13 protein-coding genes and 1 tRNA gene are annotated in these 14898 nt (G+C 59.6%); 9 read left to right on the plus strand and 5 right to left on the minus strand.

The window, feature by feature from the left end; all coding sequences use genetic code 11:
• Positions 1-347: 347 nt before the first annotated feature.
• From QMK55_RS22430 to QMK55_RS22440, 3 genes are read left to right on the plus strand one after another with little or no spacing between them, the layout of a single operon-like run.
• Positions 348-1757, plus strand: coding sequence for a circularly permuted type 2 ATP-grasp protein (locus QMK55_RS22430; protein WP_102358414.1), 1410 nt, complete (start codon positions 348-350; stop codon positions 1755-1757).
• A gap of 12 nt (positions 1758-1769) precedes the next feature.
• On the plus strand, positions 1770-2720 hold the full coding sequence (locus tag QMK55_RS22435) for an alpha-E domain-containing protein (RefSeq protein ID WP_102358415.1): 951 nt from the start codon (positions 1770-1772) through the stop codon (positions 2718-2720).
• On the plus strand, positions 2717-3520 hold the full coding sequence (locus QMK55_RS22440) for a transglutaminase family protein (protein WP_102358416.1): 804 nt from the start codon (positions 2717-2719) through the stop codon (positions 3518-3520). The genes QMK55_RS22435 and QMK55_RS22440 overlap by 4 nt, the downstream gene beginning before the upstream one ends.
• A gap of 112 nt (positions 3521-3632) precedes the next feature.
• On the opposite strand, the gene QMK55_RS22445 is transcribed toward QMK55_RS22440, so the two are convergent.
• Positions 3633-4454, minus strand: coding sequence for a cytochrome c (locus tag QMK55_RS22445; RefSeq protein ID WP_320330277.1), 822 nt, complete (start codon positions 4452-4454; stop codon positions 3633-3635).
• 584 nt (positions 4455-5038) lie between these two features.
• Between QMK55_RS22445 and QMK55_RS22450 the strand changes: the two genes are divergently transcribed.
• The 3 genes from QMK55_RS22450 (at position 5039) to QMK55_RS22460 (ending at position 9231) form a co-directional block, all read left to right on the plus strand.
• Positions 5039-6244, plus strand: coding sequence for an acetyl-CoA C-acetyltransferase (locus QMK55_RS22450; protein WP_102358418.1), 1206 nt, complete (start codon positions 5039-5041; stop codon positions 6242-6244).
• A 25-nt stretch (positions 6245-6269) separates the two neighbouring features.
• Positions 6270-8414: a 3-hydroxyacyl-CoA dehydrogenase NAD-binding domain-containing protein gene (locus QMK55_RS22455; protein WP_320329981.1), complete on the plus strand. Its 2145-nt coding sequence runs from the start codon at positions 6270-6272 to the stop codon at positions 8412-8414.
• A 94-nt stretch (positions 8415-8508) separates the two neighbouring features.
• Entirely contained in the window at positions 8509-9231 is a 723-nt protein-coding gene (locus QMK55_RS22460) for an amidotransferase (RefSeq protein ID WP_102358420.1), read from the plus strand.
• A gap of 102 nt (positions 9232-9333) precedes the next feature.
• Here QMK55_RS22460 and QMK55_RS22465 read toward each other — a convergent pair whose 3' ends face one another.
• The 3 genes from QMK55_RS22465 to QMK55_RS22475 all read right to left on the minus strand — a co-directional run bounded on the left by QMK55_RS22465 (position 9334) and on the right by QMK55_RS22475 (position 12070).
• Positions 9334-10305, minus strand: a complete 972-nt coding sequence (locus QMK55_RS22465) for a magnesium and cobalt transport protein CorA (protein ID WP_102358421.1) — start codon at positions 10303-10305, stop codon at positions 9334-9336.
• A gap of 135 nt (positions 10306-10440) precedes the next feature.
• The gene (locus QMK55_RS22470) at positions 10441-11163 is read right to left on the minus strand and encodes a 1-acylglycerol-3-phosphate O-acyltransferase (protein ID WP_320329982.1); all 723 of its coding nucleotides are present in this window, start codon (positions 11161-11163) and stop codon (positions 10441-10443) included.
• Between the two features lie 217 nt (positions 11164-11380).
• Positions 11381-12070, minus strand: coding sequence for a crotonase/enoyl-CoA hydratase family protein (locus QMK55_RS22475; RefSeq protein ID WP_102358423.1), 690 nt, complete (start codon positions 12068-12070; stop codon positions 11381-11383).
• 295 nt (positions 12071-12365) lie between these two features.
• Here QMK55_RS22475 and QMK55_RS22480 point away from each other — a divergent pair.
• Together QMK55_RS22480 and QMK55_RS22485 are read left to right on the plus strand one after the other, a co-directional pair.
• A tRNA-Ser gene (locus QMK55_RS22480) sits at positions 12366-12455 on the plus strand.
• A 289-nt stretch (positions 12456-12744) separates the two neighbouring features.
• Positions 12745-13428 carry a hypothetical protein gene (locus QMK55_RS22485; protein WP_102358424.1) on the plus strand — a complete coding sequence of 228 codons (684 nt, stop codon included), beginning with the start codon at positions 12745-12747 and terminating at the stop codon, positions 13426-13428.
• A gap of 300 nt (positions 13429-13728) precedes the next feature.
• On the opposite strand, the gene QMK55_RS22490 is transcribed toward QMK55_RS22485, so the two are convergent.
• Entirely contained in the window at positions 13729-14412 is a 684-nt protein-coding gene (locus tag QMK55_RS22490) for a hypothetical protein (protein WP_102358425.1), read from the minus strand.
• A 162-nt stretch (positions 14413-14574) separates the two neighbouring features.
• On the opposite strand from QMK55_RS22490, the gene QMK55_RS22495 reads away from it, so the two are divergent.
• Complete coding sequence (locus QMK55_RS22495; RefSeq protein ID WP_102358426.1) at positions 14575-14895, plus strand: YbjQ family protein; 321 nt, start codon at positions 14575-14577, stop codon at positions 14893-14895.
• Positions 14896-14898 lie beyond the last annotated feature (3 nt).

Consider the following 14898-nt stretch of genomic DNA (forward strand, 5'->3'; position numbering starts at 1 on the left):
GCTAAAGGGAAGACCGATAAGGAGAGGAAACCGGTCAGGGTTACGGCCTGCGGGGACTGCGCTGGCAGTCCGGATCAGTTGGGCTGAAGCCTTCAGCGGGGAAGTTTCCAGCGGATGCGCCGATTATCCGCAGCCCGGCGCGAGCAGTGAAATCAACTCTGACTATGCTGGTGATAGGCGACTGCACTGCGTCGCAATGAGGCGGGGGCGATCAGGTTGGGGCATTTGCCGCACAGGAATGGTGCGGTGCTGCTGACGTGATTATCCAACCGATTGAAATCAAAGCGTTTATGCCGATGGCACGGGCCTTGCGAAGGCCTGTAGGTCCGGGTGACAAGGAGTACGGCATGATCCGCACCTATTTTGATGAAATGTACGATGCCGGCGGCCAGGTTCGCCCGCATTACCGGGAGTTCGCCCGCTGGCTGGCCGACACGCCTGACGAGTTGCTGGCACAACGGCGACGCGAGGCCGATCTGCTGTTCCACCGGGCCGGCATCACCTTCACGCTCTATGGGGACGAGCAGGGCACCGAGCGCCTGATTCCTTTCGACACCATTCCGCGCAGCATTCCCGCCAGTGAGTGGCGGATTGTCGAGCGCGGCTGCATCCAGCGGGTCAAGGCGTTGAACATGTTCCTCGCCGACCTCTATCACGAGCAGCGCATCATCAAGGCCGGGATCATCCCCGCCGAACAGGTGCTGGCCAACGAGCAATACCAGTTGGCGATGCAAGGTCTGGATCTGCACCGCGATATCTATTCGCACATCTCCGGCGTCGATCTGGTGCGCGATGGCGACGGCACGTATTACGTGCTCGAAGACAACCTGCGCACGCCGAGCGGCGTCAGCTACATGCTCGAAGACCGCAAGATGATGATGCGCCTGTTCCCGGAGCTGTTCGCCGCGCAACGCATCGCTCCCATCGATCACTATCCCAACCTGTTGCTCGACACCCTGAAAAGCTCCAGCCCGATTGACGACCCAAGCGTGGTGGTGCTGACGCCGGGGCGCTTCAACAGTGCCTTTTTCGAACACGCGTTTCTCGCCAGGGAAATGGGCGTTGAGCTGGTCGAAGGCGCGGACCTGTTCGTGCGTGACGACAAAGTCTTCATGCGCACCACCGACGGCCCGAAAGCGGTGGACGTGATCTACCGTCGGCTCGACGACGCGTTCCTCGATCCGCTGGCGTTCAACCCGGATTCAATGCTTGGTGTGCCGGGGCTGCTGTCGTCTTACCGCTCCGGTAACGTGGTGCTGGCCAATGCCATTGGCACGGGAGTGGCGGACGACAAATCGGTGTACCCGTTTGTCACCGAGATGATCCGTTTCTACCTCGACGAAGAACCGATCCTGAAAAACGTGCCGACCTGGCAGTGCCGCAACCCCTCGGAACTGTCCCACGTGCTGGCCAATCTTCCGGATCTGGTGGTCAAGGAAACCCAAGGCTCCGGCGGTTACGGAATGCTCGTGGGGCCGGCGGCGACGACCGCGGAAATCGATGCGTTCCGCGAGCGGATCAAAGCCAAGCCCCATGCATACATCGCGCAGCCGACGCTCTCGCTGTCGACCTGCCCGACCTTTGTCGAAAACGGCATTGCGCCGCGCCATATCGACCTGCGTCCGTTTGTCTTGTCCGGACGTGAAACCCGGGTGGTACCCGGCGGTTTGACCCGTGTTGCTCTGCGTGAAGGCTCCTTGGTGGTGAACTCCTCCCAGGGCGGCGGAACCAAGGACACCTGGGTGGTCGAGGATTGAAGGAAGCTTGCCATGTTAAGTAGAACTGCCTCGGATCTGTACTGGATGTCGCGTTACCTGGAGCGAGCGGAAAACCTCGCGCGGATGCTCGATGTCAGCTATTCGCTGTCGCTGATGCCGCAGGACGGTCGCGGCGACGGTCTGCACGAACTGGCCATGCCGCTGTTGATCACCGGCACCCTCGACGATTACCTGGAGCGTCACGGCGAGCTGCACGCCGAACGCCTGCTGCACTTTTTCGCCCTCGATGCGGCCAACCCGGCGAGCATCTACAGCTGCCTCGGCGCGGCGCGGGCCAGTGCGCATGCGGTGCGCGGGCGGATCACGGCGGACATGTGGGAGAACATCAACGCCACGTGGCTGGAGATTCGCGGGATCGCCGAGCAGGGCCTCAGCCGCTACGGCATGAGCCGCTTCTGCGAGTGGATCAAGGAGCGCTCGCACCTGTTCCGTGGCGCGTCCTACGGCACCATCATGCGCAACGATGCGTTTCGCTTCATTCGCCTCGGCACCTTCATCGAGCGCGCGGACAACACGCTGCGACTGCTCGATGCGCGCTATGAAATGGCCGGCGATCAGGCCGAAGCGGTCAGTGACGGCACCGCTCACGCCTATTACCAATGGAGTGCGCTGCTGCGGGCCCTGTCATCGTTCGAGGCCTACACCGAGATCTACCGTGACGCCCCCGGTGCCCGGCATGTCGCCGAACTGCTGCTGTTGCGCGCCGACGTGCCGCGTTCGCTGCGTGCCTGCACCGAGGAAATCGACCAGATCCTCGCGCAACTGCCAGGGGCCAACGGTCGTCCCGCGCAGCGCCTGGCCGCTGAAATGGATGCGCGTCTGCGTTACACCGGGATCAACGAAATCCTCGCCGAAGGCCTGCACGCCTGGCTCACCGAATTCATCCCGCTGGTGCGCCAGTTGGGCAACGCCATTCACCGTTCATACCTGGAGGCTGCATGAGACTTTCCATAAGCCACGAGACCACCTATCACTATGAAGATCAGGTGCGGGCGAGCATCCAGTATCTGCGCCTGACCCCGCATGACAGCGAGCGTCAGCACGTGTTGAGCTGGCAGCTCGACCTGCCGCGCCCGGTGCGCGCCCAGCTCGATCCGTTCGGCAACATCCTGCATGTGCTGACCATGGACGAGCCGCACGAAGCGATCATCATCGGCGCCCGCGGCCAGGTCGACATCGACGAATTGCGCGAGGCCGAGCATGAAAGTCAGTCGGCGCTGCCGTTCCTGCGCTTCACCCGCCTGACCGAGGCCGACGAGGCGTTGCGCGCATTTGCCGACAAATCCTGCAAGCAGCGCCGTGATCGCACTGCGCTGATTGATTTGATGCACGGCCTGAACCAGCACATGACCTACACACCGGGTTCCACCGAAGTCGACACCAGCGCGGCCGAAGCTTTCGCCGGGCGCGCCGGAGTGTGCCAGGACCACACCCATGCCTTTCTGGCGTGCGCGCGCAGCCTGGGGATCCCGTCACGCTACGTCTCGGGCTATCTGTACAGTGAGGATTGCGAGCATCTGGCCAGCCATGCCTGGGCCGAAGCGTGGCTGGATGACGCCTGGTACAGCTTCGACGTGACCAACGAACTGGCCCGGCCGGAGCGGCATCTGAAGCTGGCGGTGGGCCTCGATTACCTCGACGCCTGCCCGGTGCGTGGCATGCGCCGGGGCGGCGGGTGCGAGCAGATGCACGCGAAAGTGTTCGTCTCGCCGACGCCAGTCATCTCCGTGCAACAGCAATAACGCATATCCCCTGTAGGAGTGAGCCTGCTCGCGATCGCGGTATGTCAGTCAGACCATTTTTGTCTGACACACCGCGATCGCGAGCAGGCTCACTCCTACAAGGGGATAGTGTTCAGGGCTTAACCTTGCGCCCAGCCATGTGCTGCAAATAGCCAACCAGCATCTGCAAATCCCCCTCCGGCAAAACCTCTACCGAAAACCCCGGCATCTTCGCCTGTGGCCACTGGCGCAGACTCTGCGGATCGCGAATGTAGCGCTTGAGGAAGTCCGCGCCAAAATACTCGGTCGGGTTATACGGAATGTTCAGGTCCGGCCCGAACTGCGCATCGCCCGCGCCGTTCAGGCGGTGGCAGGCCAGGCAGTTTTTCTGAAACAGCGCAAAACCCTGATTCACCGGGTCATCGGCTTTCAGCGCAGGATCCGGCAACAGGGCGGGGAAGCGCTCGGCCACTGGCGCCATGCGCTTGATGCTCGCCACTTCGAACGGCCATTGCTCGGGGCTGATGTTGCCGGCCTGCGGGTCGGTCCACACCAGATAGAACGGTCCGGCACTGTGCTTGCCTTCGGACAGCGGCGGCCACGGCTGCGCGGGGTCCTCGATCGCCAGCCACGCTCGCGCGCCTTTGGTGTTGAGCAATGGTGCAGCGGCCAGCTCGGCGGCAAATCCATCGAGTGCCACCGCTTGCAAGTGATCGTCCGGTTTGATGCCGGTGAGCAGCGCCGCCACCGGGACGACGTGATAAGTCATGTCCTTCTTGTAGGACACATCATTTTTAATGGTCAGGGTTTGCACCTGCGGATGCTTGAGCAACTCCTCGGTCTGCCAGGTGCGACTGGTGGTGCCCAACTGCAAATTCAGCTGTGCGGCAGACAAGGGCATGCTCAGCAGCAAGGCCCAGAACACAATAAGCGTTTTCAAAATATCGCCGTCCATGTCGTGCAAGTGCGCAAAGGTTGGCACAGCCACGCTGGCCCGGATAGCGGGCCAGTCACATTTTATGTGGCGATAACGGGCGCCTGCCGCTTGAGTCAGCCGATGACCTTGGTGAGGTTGGGCAAAATCAACAACAGCGTCGTGGCGAAAAGAATGAGCCCTGCTTGACGAACTTTCGGTTGTTTGAACATGGCTTGACCGCCTTTATTGTTATTTCCTGATGTTTGCCTGCATATCCATGACGGCAAACGCTGCACTTCCTGTTGAAGAACGTCGGCCCCGGCAAAACCCGACGACCCTGACGTACATGTACTACCTTAGAGCCCGCGTCACGCGCGGCTTAGATCCATTTCATATGTATTTGCTGCTGATGGCGATAAAAAAGGCATGAGGCGTATTGCCAGCTTCTTCGCCGCCCGCTTGCTAGACAACTCGCCGACCTGAACCGGTTCACCCAATGGTGGATGACCGTCCGTCTGAGCGTGCGCGTCAACGTCATTGAGCACTGTGGTCATTGAATCCTCGACGGCGCGGGACAACAGTGACACCACGAATTTCACTCACCGCACAGGTTCGAGGACGTCATGACCCAAGCTTTGATTTTCGATGCGTTACGCACGCCCCGCGGCAAAGGCAAGGCCGATGGCGCGCTGCACAGCGTCAAACCGGTGAATCTGGTCGCGGGGTTGTTGACCGCGCTGCAGAGCCGCACCGCGCTGGACACCAGCCAGGTCGATGACGTGGTGCTCGGTTGCGTCACGCCGATCGGCGATCAGGGCTCGGACATCGCGAAGACGGCGGTGCAAGTGGCGGATTGGGATGTCAGCGTGGCCGGCGTGCAGATCAACCGCTTCTGCGCCTCGGGTCTGGAGGCGGTGAACCTCGGCGCGATGAAAGTCCGTTCCGGTTTCGAAGACCTGGTGGTGGTCGGCGGTGTCGAGTCGATGTCGCGGGTGCCGATGGGCAGCGACGGCGGCGCCTGGGCGCTGGACCCGCAGACCAACCTGCACAGCCACTTCACCCCACAGGGTGTTGGCGCTGACCTGATCGCCACGCTCGAAGGTTTCAGCCGTCAGGACGTCGATGCCTACGCGTTGCACTCGCAGCAAAAAGCAGCGCGGGCGCGGGCCGACGGTTCGTTCAACAAGTCGCTGGTACCGGTGCAGGATCAGAACGGCATCATTCTGCTCGACCACGACGAATTCATTCGGGCCGAGTCGACCATGGAAGGCCTCGGCAAACTCAAACCGAGTTTCGAGATGATTGGGCAGATGGGTTTCGATGCCACAGCGCTGCGGGTCTACAGCCACGTCGAGCGGATCAACCACGTGCACACGCCGGGCAACAGCTCCGGGATCGTCGACGGTGCCGCGCTGATGTTGATCGGCTCCGAAGCCAAGGGCCGCGCGCTGGGTCTGCAACCACGGGCGCGAATCGTTGCGACGGCGGTGACCAGCACCGACCCGACGATCATGCTCACCGGCCCGGCGCCGGCCACCCGCAAGGCTCTGGCCAAGGCTGGCTTGCACGTGGAAGACATCGACCTGTTCGAGGTCAACGAAGCATTTGCCTCGGTGGTGCTCAAGTTCATCAAGGACATGGCGGTTGACCCGGACAAGGTCAACGTCAACGGCGGCTCCATCGCGATGGGCCACCCGTTGGGCGCCACCGGTTGCGCGATCCTCGGCACCCTGCTCGATGAACTGGAAGCCCGGCGCCTGCGCTACGGCCTGGCGACGCTGTGCGTCGGCGGCGGCATGGGCATTGCCACCATCATCGAACGCCTCTGAGCCCCCGAATTCAAGGAATCTTGTTATGAGCGAAGCCATTCTTTACGAAAAAGGCCAGGACGGCATCGTCGTGCTGACCATCGACATGCCGGGCCAGAGCGCCAACACCATGAACGCCGTGTACCGCCAGGCCATGGGCGCCTGCGTTGCGCGTCTGCTGGCGGAAAAGGACAGCATCGCCGGGGTCATCATCACCTCGGCGAAGAAAACCTTCTTTGCCGGCGGCGACCTCAATGAGCTGATCAAGGTCGGCAAACCCGAGGCCAAAGCGTTCTATGACATGGTGCTGAGCCTCAAAGCCCAGTTGCGCACCCTGGAAACCCTTGGCCAACCCGTGGTCGCCGCGATCAACGGTGCGGCGCTCGGCGGTGGCTGGGAAATCTGTCTGGCCTGCCATCACCGGGTGGCGCTGGACGATGCGGCGGTGCAACTCGGGCTGCCGGAAGTGACCCTCGGTCTGCTGCCGGGCGGCGGCGGGGTAGTGCGCATGGTGCGTATGCTCGGCATCGAAAAAGCCCTGCCGTATCTACTCGAAGGCAAGAAGGTGCGCCCGCAACAGGCGTTGCAGGCCGGTTTGATCGATGAGCTGGCGGCGGATCGTGACGAACTGCTAGCCAAGGCCCGCGCATGGATTGTCGCCAACCCGGGCGCCGTGCAGCGTTGGGACGTGAAGGGCTATCAGATCCCAGGCGGCACGCCGTCGAATCCGAAAGTCGCGCAGATGCTGGCGATTGCGCCGTCGATCCTGCGGGCGAAGACCCAAGGCACGCTGCCGGCCCCGGAGAAAATTCTCTGTGCGGCAGTGGAAGGCGCGCAGGTGGATTTCGACACCGCGCACCTGATCGAAACCCGTTACTTCACCGAATTGACCACCGGGCAGATCTCGAAAAACCTGATCGGCACCTTCTGGTTCCAGCTCAACGAAATCAACGCCGGTGGTTCGCGACCGCAGGGCTTCGCGCCCTCTGTCACACGTAAGGTCGGCGTGCTGGGTGCGGGGATGATGGGCGCCGGGATTGCTTTCGTCAGCGCCTCGGCCGGCATCAACGTGGTGCTCAAGGACATCAACCTGGCGGCGGCCGAGAAGGGCAAGGCGCATTCGGCGGCGTTGCTCGACAAGAAAGTCGCCCGGGGCCAGATGACCGCGGAAAAACGCGAAGCGGTGCTGGCGCGGATCCAGCCCAGCGAAAACGATGCCGATCTGACTGGCTGCGACTTGATCATCGAAGCCGTATTCGAGGATCGCGAACTGAAAGCCAAGGTCTCGGCAGCGGCGCAGCAAGTGGTCGGTAGCGATGCGGTGATTGCCTCCAACACCTCGACCTTGCCGATCACCGGGCTGGCGATGGCAGTGCCGGATCAAAGCAAGTTCATCGGCCTGCATTTCTTCAGTCCGGTGGAAAAAATGCCGCTGGTGGAAATCATCAAGGGCGCGCAGACCAGCGATGAAACCCTGGCGCGGGGTTTCGACTTCGTCCTGCAAATCAAGAAAACCCCGATCGTGGTCAATGACAGTCGTGGTTTCTTTACCTCGCGAGTGTTCGGCACCTTTACCAACGAAGGCATTGCCATGCTCGGCGAGGGGGTGAGTGCGCCGATGATCGAGACCGAGGCGCGCAAGGCCGGGATGCCGGTCGGGCCGCTGGTGATCTCCGACGAAGTTTCCCTCAGCCTGATGAGCCATATCCGTCAGCAAACGGCCAAAGACCTGCAAGCAGAAGGGAAACCGCTGATAGAACACCCGGCGTTCGCCGTGATTGACTTGCTGCTCAACGAATACAAGCGTCCGGGAAAAGCCGCAGGCGGCGGTTTCTACGATTACCCGGCCGGCGGTCAGAAGCATCTGTGGCCCGAATTGAAGACCCACTTCGAGAAGGCGGACGGGCAGATTTCGCCAAAGGATGTGCGTGATCGCCTGCTGTTCGTGCAGGCCCTCGAAACCGTGCGCTGCGTGGAGGAGGGCGTGCTGACCTCGATGGCGGACGCCAACGTCGGCTCGATCTTCGGCATCGGTTTTGCGCCGTGGACCGGCGGCGCGCTGCAGTTCATCAATCAGTATGGCGTGCAGGATTTCGTCGCGCGTGCGCAATATCTGGCCGAGCAATATGGCGAGCGCTTTACCCCGCCGGCGTTGCTGCTGGAAAAAGCCGCGAAAGACGAGCTGTTTTAAGTGATCGGGTGAACGCTGCGGGGCTTGCCTTGCCGGGGTGTTTCAAGGCAGGCTCTGGGTGTTCATTATTCCCATCACGTGTCAGGTGTTTTTTATGTCGCTACGCATCTGCATTCTGGAAACCGACATCCTGCGTCCGGAACTGGTCGATCAATATCAGGGTTACGGGCAGATGTTCCAGCGCCTGTTCTCGCAGCAACCGATTGCCGCCGAGTTCACCGTGTACAACGTGATGCAGGGCGAATACCCGAGCGACGACCTGACCTTCGACGCGTACCTGATCACCGGCAGCAAGGCCGATTCGTTCGGTACCGACCCGTGGATCCAGACCCTCAAGCAATACCTGCTGACCCGCTACGAGCGCGGCGACAAGCTGCTCGGCGTGTGCTTCGGCCATCAACTGCTGGCGCTGCTGCTGGGCGGCAAGAGCGAGCGCGCCACCCAGGGCTGGGGGGTCGGCACCCACAACTACAAACTGGCGGCCAAGGCGCCGTGGATGAGCCCGGTGCGTGAAGAGCTGACGCTGCTGATCAGTCACCAGGATCAGGTCACCGCGCTGCCGGAAAACGCCACGGTCATCGCTTCCAGCGATTTCTGCCCGTTTGCCGCGTATCACATCAACGATCAAGTGCTGTGCTTCCAGGGCCACCCGGAGTTCATTCACGACTATTCGCGGGCGCTGCTGGAACTGCGTCAGGAGGCGCTGGGTTCGCAGATCTACTCGAAAGGCGTCGCCAGCCTGGAGCAGGAGCACCATGGCACGACCGTCGCGGAATGGATGATGCGGTTTGTGGCGCACAAGCCAGAAGCGGCCTGAAGAGCTTCGCGAGCAGGCTCGCTCCCACCTGGATCTTCGTATCGACAAGGATCAATGTGGGAGCGAGCTTGCTCGCGAATTTTCCGGACAACGCAGTGCCGACTACAACCACCCCGATTTCTTGAAACTCGCCCACAAACTCACACACCCCACCGTGATAAACCCCAGCACGGCAAAGTAGCCGTAATGCCAGCTCAGTTCCGGCATGTTCTGGAAATTCATCCCGTAAATCCCCGCCACCGCCGTCGGGAACGCCAGAATCGCTGCCCACGCGGCAAACTTGCGCTGCACCACGCTCTGCCGTGACGCCTCAAGCAATACGCCGACCTCGATGGTCTGGCTGGCAATGTCCGCCAGCGTGGTCAGGTCTTCCATTTGCCGGGTGACGTGAATCTGCACGTCGCGGAAGTACGGGCGCATGTTCTTGTCGATGAACGGGAAGCTCAGTTTCTGCAGCTCCTCGCCGATCTCCACCATTGGCGCTGCGTAGCGGCGCAGGCGCAAGACATCGCGGCGCAGGCCGTGGAGTTTCTGGATGTCATGTTCGTTCAACGCACTGCACAGCACGTTGCGCTCCAGCTCATCGATCTCGGCATGAATCGCTTCGCCCACCGGCTGGTAGTTTTCGATCACGAAATCCAGGATTGCATAGAGCACGAAATCTTCACCGTGCTCCAGCAACAGCGGACGCGCCTCACAGCGTTGGCGGACATGGGCGTAGGACGCCGAGTGGCCGTTGCGGGCAGTGATGATGTAGCCCTTGCCGGCGAAAATATGCGTTTCGATGAACTGCAAAATGCCATGCTCGCGGATCGGCGAGTAAGTGACGATAAACAATGCGTCGCCAAAGGTTTCCAGCTTCGGCCGGCTGTGTTTTTCCAGGGCGTCTTCAATGGCCAGTTCGTGCAGGTTGAACTGGCGTTGCAGTTTGGCCAGCTCCTGGGCGTCCGGCTCTTCGAGGCCGATCCAGACAAAGTGCCCGGTTTTCGCGGCCCAGGCGGCGCCCTCATCGAGGGTAATATTGGTGACTTTCTTACCAGCGCTGTAAACCGCAGCAGCAACAACTCGACCCATGGTGGTGGTTCACTTCTTCTTGGCAGATGGCAGGGAGTACAAGGCTTCAGCTTAGCCGTGTCGCTGCTTGAGAGTCAGTGAAATCTGTACAGTTCACCCGGCAAAAGAAAACCCGCACAAGGCGGGTTTGTTTTTTCACGCAGCTTGCAGCTGCTGATCCATCGCGGCGATGCATTCACGCATCTGTTCGCGGCACTGGGACATGAGCAAGGGCATGTCATCCATCGTCAGTCCTGCTGTAGGAATCGCCGGCAGCGAGCGTATGAGGATTTTCCCGCTGCGCCAGCGGTTCAGGCGCATGTGCTTGATGTAGCTGCTGACGCACACCGGCACGATCGGCACGCCGGCGGCGATCGCCATCTGGAACGCGCCTTTCTTGAATGGCAGCAGTTCTTCACCGAGGTTGCGCGTGCCTTCAGGGAACACCCAGATCGAGGTGTCTTCGTTCTGCAAGGTGTTGGTGGTAGTGAGCATCGACTGACGCGCCTTGTGCGCATTGCCTCGGTCGATCAACACGTTACCGGCGAGCCAGAACAGTTGCCCGAACAGTGGCACCCATTTCAGGCTCTTCTTGCCGATGCACACGGTGCGACGCGGCACCACATTACCGAACACAAACAGGTCGTAGTTGGACTGATGGTTGGCGATGATCACGCAGCTGTCCGGCTTGCTCATCAAGCCGCTGACGTCGGACTTTACGCGCAGACGCAGAATGCACATGGCCGGCCAAGCATAGAGGCGGGCGCACAGACGGCTGTTGTCCGGGTTGAACGGACGGCACAGGCCGAGGATCACGCCCAGCACGCCGGCCAGAATAAAGTGCAGGCCCATCAATAACATACGAAACACAAACAGCATTTTCAGGCCCCACCGGGACAAAAGGTGGCGCAGTGTACGGATGTGCACTGTTTTCGGCAATTGCTGCTATAGAGTCCGGAGATAGGCGATGTTTAAGCGCATGTTTCCGGGTTGATGGTCAGACGCGTCCTAGAGCTGTCGACGCTTGATCAACCGAACGCGCAAGAAAAAGCCCGACACGACGGTCGGGCTTTTCTTCGGTGCTGCAAGCGCGGGCTTAGCCCAGATGTTCCTGATCCTGGATGATCGCGTTGTCGAGGGCTTCGAGCAGCGCCTTGCGCACTTTGAGCTTGGTGTTCTTGTGCGCGGTCATGTTGATCTTTTTCAACTGACGCGCGGCGGCCAGGGCAGCGCTTGGCAGTTCTTCGGCAGCCACCACCTTGTCGAGGAAACCGGCATCCACGGCGCTCTTCGGATCAAACATTTCGCCGTTGATCACCGAACGGTGGAACGCCGAGCGACGCAGGCGATCACGCGCCAGCTCAATGCCGGCGTGGTGCATGGTCATGCCGATCTGCACTTCGTTCAGACCAATGCTGAACGGGCCGTCGACGCCGATGCGGTAGTCGGCGGATAGCAGCAGGAACGCGCCCTTGGCCACCGCGTGCCCAGGGCACGCAACGATCACCGGGAACGGGTGGGAAAGCAGGCGACGGGCCAGGGTCGAACCGGCGGTCACCAGAGACACGGCTTCTTTCGGGCCGGCAGTCATCACTTTCAGGTCATAGCCGCCCGACAAAATCCCCGGCTGACCGGTAATGATCACGATGGCACGATCAGTCACCGCCTGATCCAGCGCCGCGTTGAACGCCGCAATCACGTCCGGGGAAATGGCATTGACCTTGCCGTTGTTCAAGGTCAGGGTCGCGATGCCGTCTTCGAGGTGGTAGGCAATCAACTCACTCATGACGCAATTCCTTGTAAGAAAGATGGGCAGACGTTACCCACCACCGTAGGCCAGGTAAAGCGCCGTGACTGACTCGCCGGTCACCGTTTCTCGGCTCACCCGGCGTAGCGCGCCATTCTGCTTCTATATAGAAGGGGCGCCGTCACCAGAGATTGGCCGGTTTGCCATCGTCCTTCGACGGGCCAAACGCCTTTTTCTCTTAACCGCATGAAAATTCTGAAAAAAAGTTTGCCATCGGAAAAGCTTTCGACTACATTAGCGCGCCTCGACAGACAGAACATGTTTGAAGAGATACGGTGAAGTGTCCGAGTGGCTTAAGGAGCACGCCTGGAAAGTGTGTATACAGGAAACTGTATCGAGAGTTCGAATCTCTCCTTCACCGCCATATTCAATACGCAAAACCCCTGATTTCGAAGGAGATCAGGGGTTTTGTGGTTTCTGGCGTCTGGAAAATAACCCGATAGGATCAATAGGGGGGGCTGATGCTTTGTTTCGGTGCGTCAAAAGCAGGCTCAGGCAAGCAGGCTTTGGCGTTCCGAATAAAAAAGGCGAAATTTCCGCGTTTCACCGGTTTCCCTAGGTTGTGATTCTGCGCGATAGTGGCGTTTTGTAATCGCCTTCAGGAAACGCTAAATACCTGGAAACTCATCGGCAGTTCAACGCAGGGAAGTGCAGTGAAGACAGTTGTCATGATGGCTCTATTTTTGGGGTTGTGCGGTTGCGTTACCGATTCTCGCAGTTCTGCGCCATCACTCTGGACCGATGGCATCATGCTGGAGCAGAAGACGGTCACCGTAGATGAACTACACGCCAAAGTGATCATGCAGGCATCAGGTGATGCAGCTAACCCGGTAGATTTTGAAGTAGTTCGAGGAAACGACTTGGATAAACGACCCGATAAACTTGGGACCGTCGTCAAACCGTTTCGCAATAAAGTTGGCGCATGGTTCAGTCGTCTCAACAGTGCGGTTTCCAAGCAGTTCCCCCAGCTGGAAATACAGGCCGATCCCGGCCAGACATTGCAAGTGGGCGGATCATCGACGGTCAGAAGTCAAATTCCGGCGCCAGGTTATCGCACGCTTTACAACGAAGACTATGTATTCAACCCGTCGAAGAACAAGTATGAGAAAAAGGTAACCGCCAATCCGACTGTCTCCTCGGATTACACCTGCGGACCGATCACAAGTACCTTTGTTCCTGAGAAGCAAAAGGTTTATCTGGCGGAGTTTGTTTTCGTAGATCGTGGGGAAGGGTGTGAACTTCAGGTCTATGACATCACACAACCCAAGCTGCATGTCCCGGTCGTTGCCATCAAAGGTGCGCTGCCCTCGTCGGGCAGGTCGTTCCACTCTCCATAGGCTCTGCAAGAACGAGATTCCTTGCTGAGCCTGATGCGCTTGAGAGGCACCGTTTAGTCGGTTGGGTGTTGCTGCTGGCTCGGAAGCTGCCTCAAATACCGAAACTTCACTGTCTCAGCCTGAAGTTTCGAGTCTCTCCGTCACCGCCAAATTCAATACGCCAAACCCCTGATTTCGAAAGAGATCAGGGGGTTTTTGGTTTTTGGCGTGCGGATTTTCTTCGCACCAGGGCAGGACCTGGTGTTGGCGTAGATAGAGCGAGTGCTGACGTCCTGCTCGCGGTTCCAGGTTTTGCTTGGCTCATTGCTTTTTCGGGACGAAACGCGATTCAAACCCAGGGAACAGTCGATCCGGTTCCGCGACGTACATCCCCAATAACACGCCCGGCAACCTTCTATTCATATCGTCCAGGACTGCTTCAGGCGAGCTGCCGATGGCGTCGGCGATTTCTGTGCATTTCTCTCTGAGCGTGGCTTCGTGGTGCATGGATACATTGTTCAGGGAGTAATGTTTTTCGGCGAGATCCGAGATGAAGAACTGCAGCACGTTCATGCTGTGGTAGTGAAGAAACACGGCGCTGATGTACGAAGTCACATAGCCAAAGATGCTCATTACCAGCCATTCGGGCTTCAGCGCTGCCATGAGCACCAGCATGACGCCAAGGGGCACGATTGCCAGTTTTGCCCTTTTTCGCAAAGTGAGTAACAGGTAGCTGAACCAGCCAATGCAGTTTCCGATCATTGCGTGGCTAGAGAGAGTGAAGAGTTGATCGCGGGTTGAGTAATACTTTTCGGTAAACGACAACGTCTTGAAGTCCGCCAGGAAGTGGTTGGCGTTAACCATAAAGCTCGCATTATCAAACCAGGCCAGCAAGGGCTGGAAGAGCAGGGCGGACCACAGCAGAACGAAGAGCAACACGGCGTTGAAACAGAGGGCGAAGAACAGAAAACAGCACATTCCTTTTAGGCGAAGCGTGTATTGCATGGGTGATCCTTCGTGTATCGCTGTGCGCGCGTAAAGTTAACAGTGGTGCAGTCGTGAGCCAAGCGACGTGTCTGTCAGGAACTGCGATTATAAGGCTACTATCTCGGCGCTTCTCGTTCAGGGTTTACAATCGCGACCTTTATGGACATAGGAACTGCTTGCATGATCATTTCTACCACTCACGCCATCGAAGGCCGACAGATCACCGCGTACCTGGACATTGTCAGCGCGGAGTCGGTGCAGGGGGTCAATGTGATCCGTGACATGTTTGCCGGCATGCGCGATTTTTTCGGTGGGCGGTCGCAGACGCTGGAGCGTGCGTTGAAAGAGGCGCGGGTGCAGGCGACTGACGAGATCAAGGAGCGGGCGCGGGCGTTGCAGGCGGACGCGGTGGTCGGGCTGGATTTCGAGATCAGCATGCCGGCGGGCAAGGGCGGCATGGTCGTGGTGTTTGCGACCGGCACGGCTGTCAGGTTGCGTTGATGC

This window comes from Pseudomonas sp. P8_229 (genome assembly GCF_034008635.1).
Lineage (GTDB): Bacteria > Pseudomonadota > Gammaproteobacteria > Pseudomonadales > Pseudomonadaceae > Aquipseudomonas.

Coding starts and splice junctions, on each gene's coding strand:
- QMK55_RS22465 (WP_102358421.1), bottom strand. CDS start 10,305: ATGGGTCGAGTTGTTGCTGCTGCGGTTTACAGCGCTGGTAAGAAAGTC.
- QMK55_RS22490 (WP_102358425.1), bottom strand. CDS start 14,412: ATGCAATACACGCTTCGCCTAAAAGGAATGTGCTGTTTTCTGTTCTTC.
- QMK55_RS22495 (WP_102358426.1), top strand. CDS start 14,575: ATGATCATTTCTACCACTCACGCCATCGAAGGCCGACAGATCACCGCG.
- QMK55_RS22470 (WP_320329982.1), bottom strand. CDS start 11,163: ATGCTGTTTGTGTTTCGTATGTTATTGATGGGCCTGCACTTTATTCTG.
- QMK55_RS22460 (WP_102358420.1), top strand. CDS start 8,509: ATGTCGCTACGCATCTGCATTCTGGAAACCGACATCCTGCGTCCGGAA.
- QMK55_RS22435 (WP_102358415.1), top strand. CDS start 1,770: ATGTTAAGTAGAACTGCCTCGGATCTGTACTGGATGTCGCGTTACCTG.
- QMK55_RS22430 (WP_102358414.1), top strand. CDS start 348: ATGATCCGCACCTATTTTGATGAAATGTACGATGCCGGCGGCCAGGTT.
- QMK55_RS22445 (WP_320330277.1), bottom strand. CDS start 4,454: ATGGACGGCGATATTTTGAAAACGCTTATTGTGTTCTGGGCCTTGCTG.
- QMK55_RS22475 (WP_102358423.1), bottom strand. CDS start 12,070: ATGAGTGAGTTGATTGCCTACCACCTCGAAGACGGCATCGCGACCCTG.
- QMK55_RS22455 (WP_320329981.1), top strand. CDS start 6,270: ATGAGCGAAGCCATTCTTTACGAAAAAGGCCAGGACGGCATCGTCGTG.
- QMK55_RS22450 (WP_102358418.1), top strand. CDS start 5,039: ATGACCCAAGCTTTGATTTTCGATGCGTTACGCACGCCCCGCGGCAAA.
- QMK55_RS22440 (WP_102358416.1), top strand. CDS start 2,717: ATGAGACTTTCCATAAGCCACGAGACCACCTATCACTATGAAGATCAG.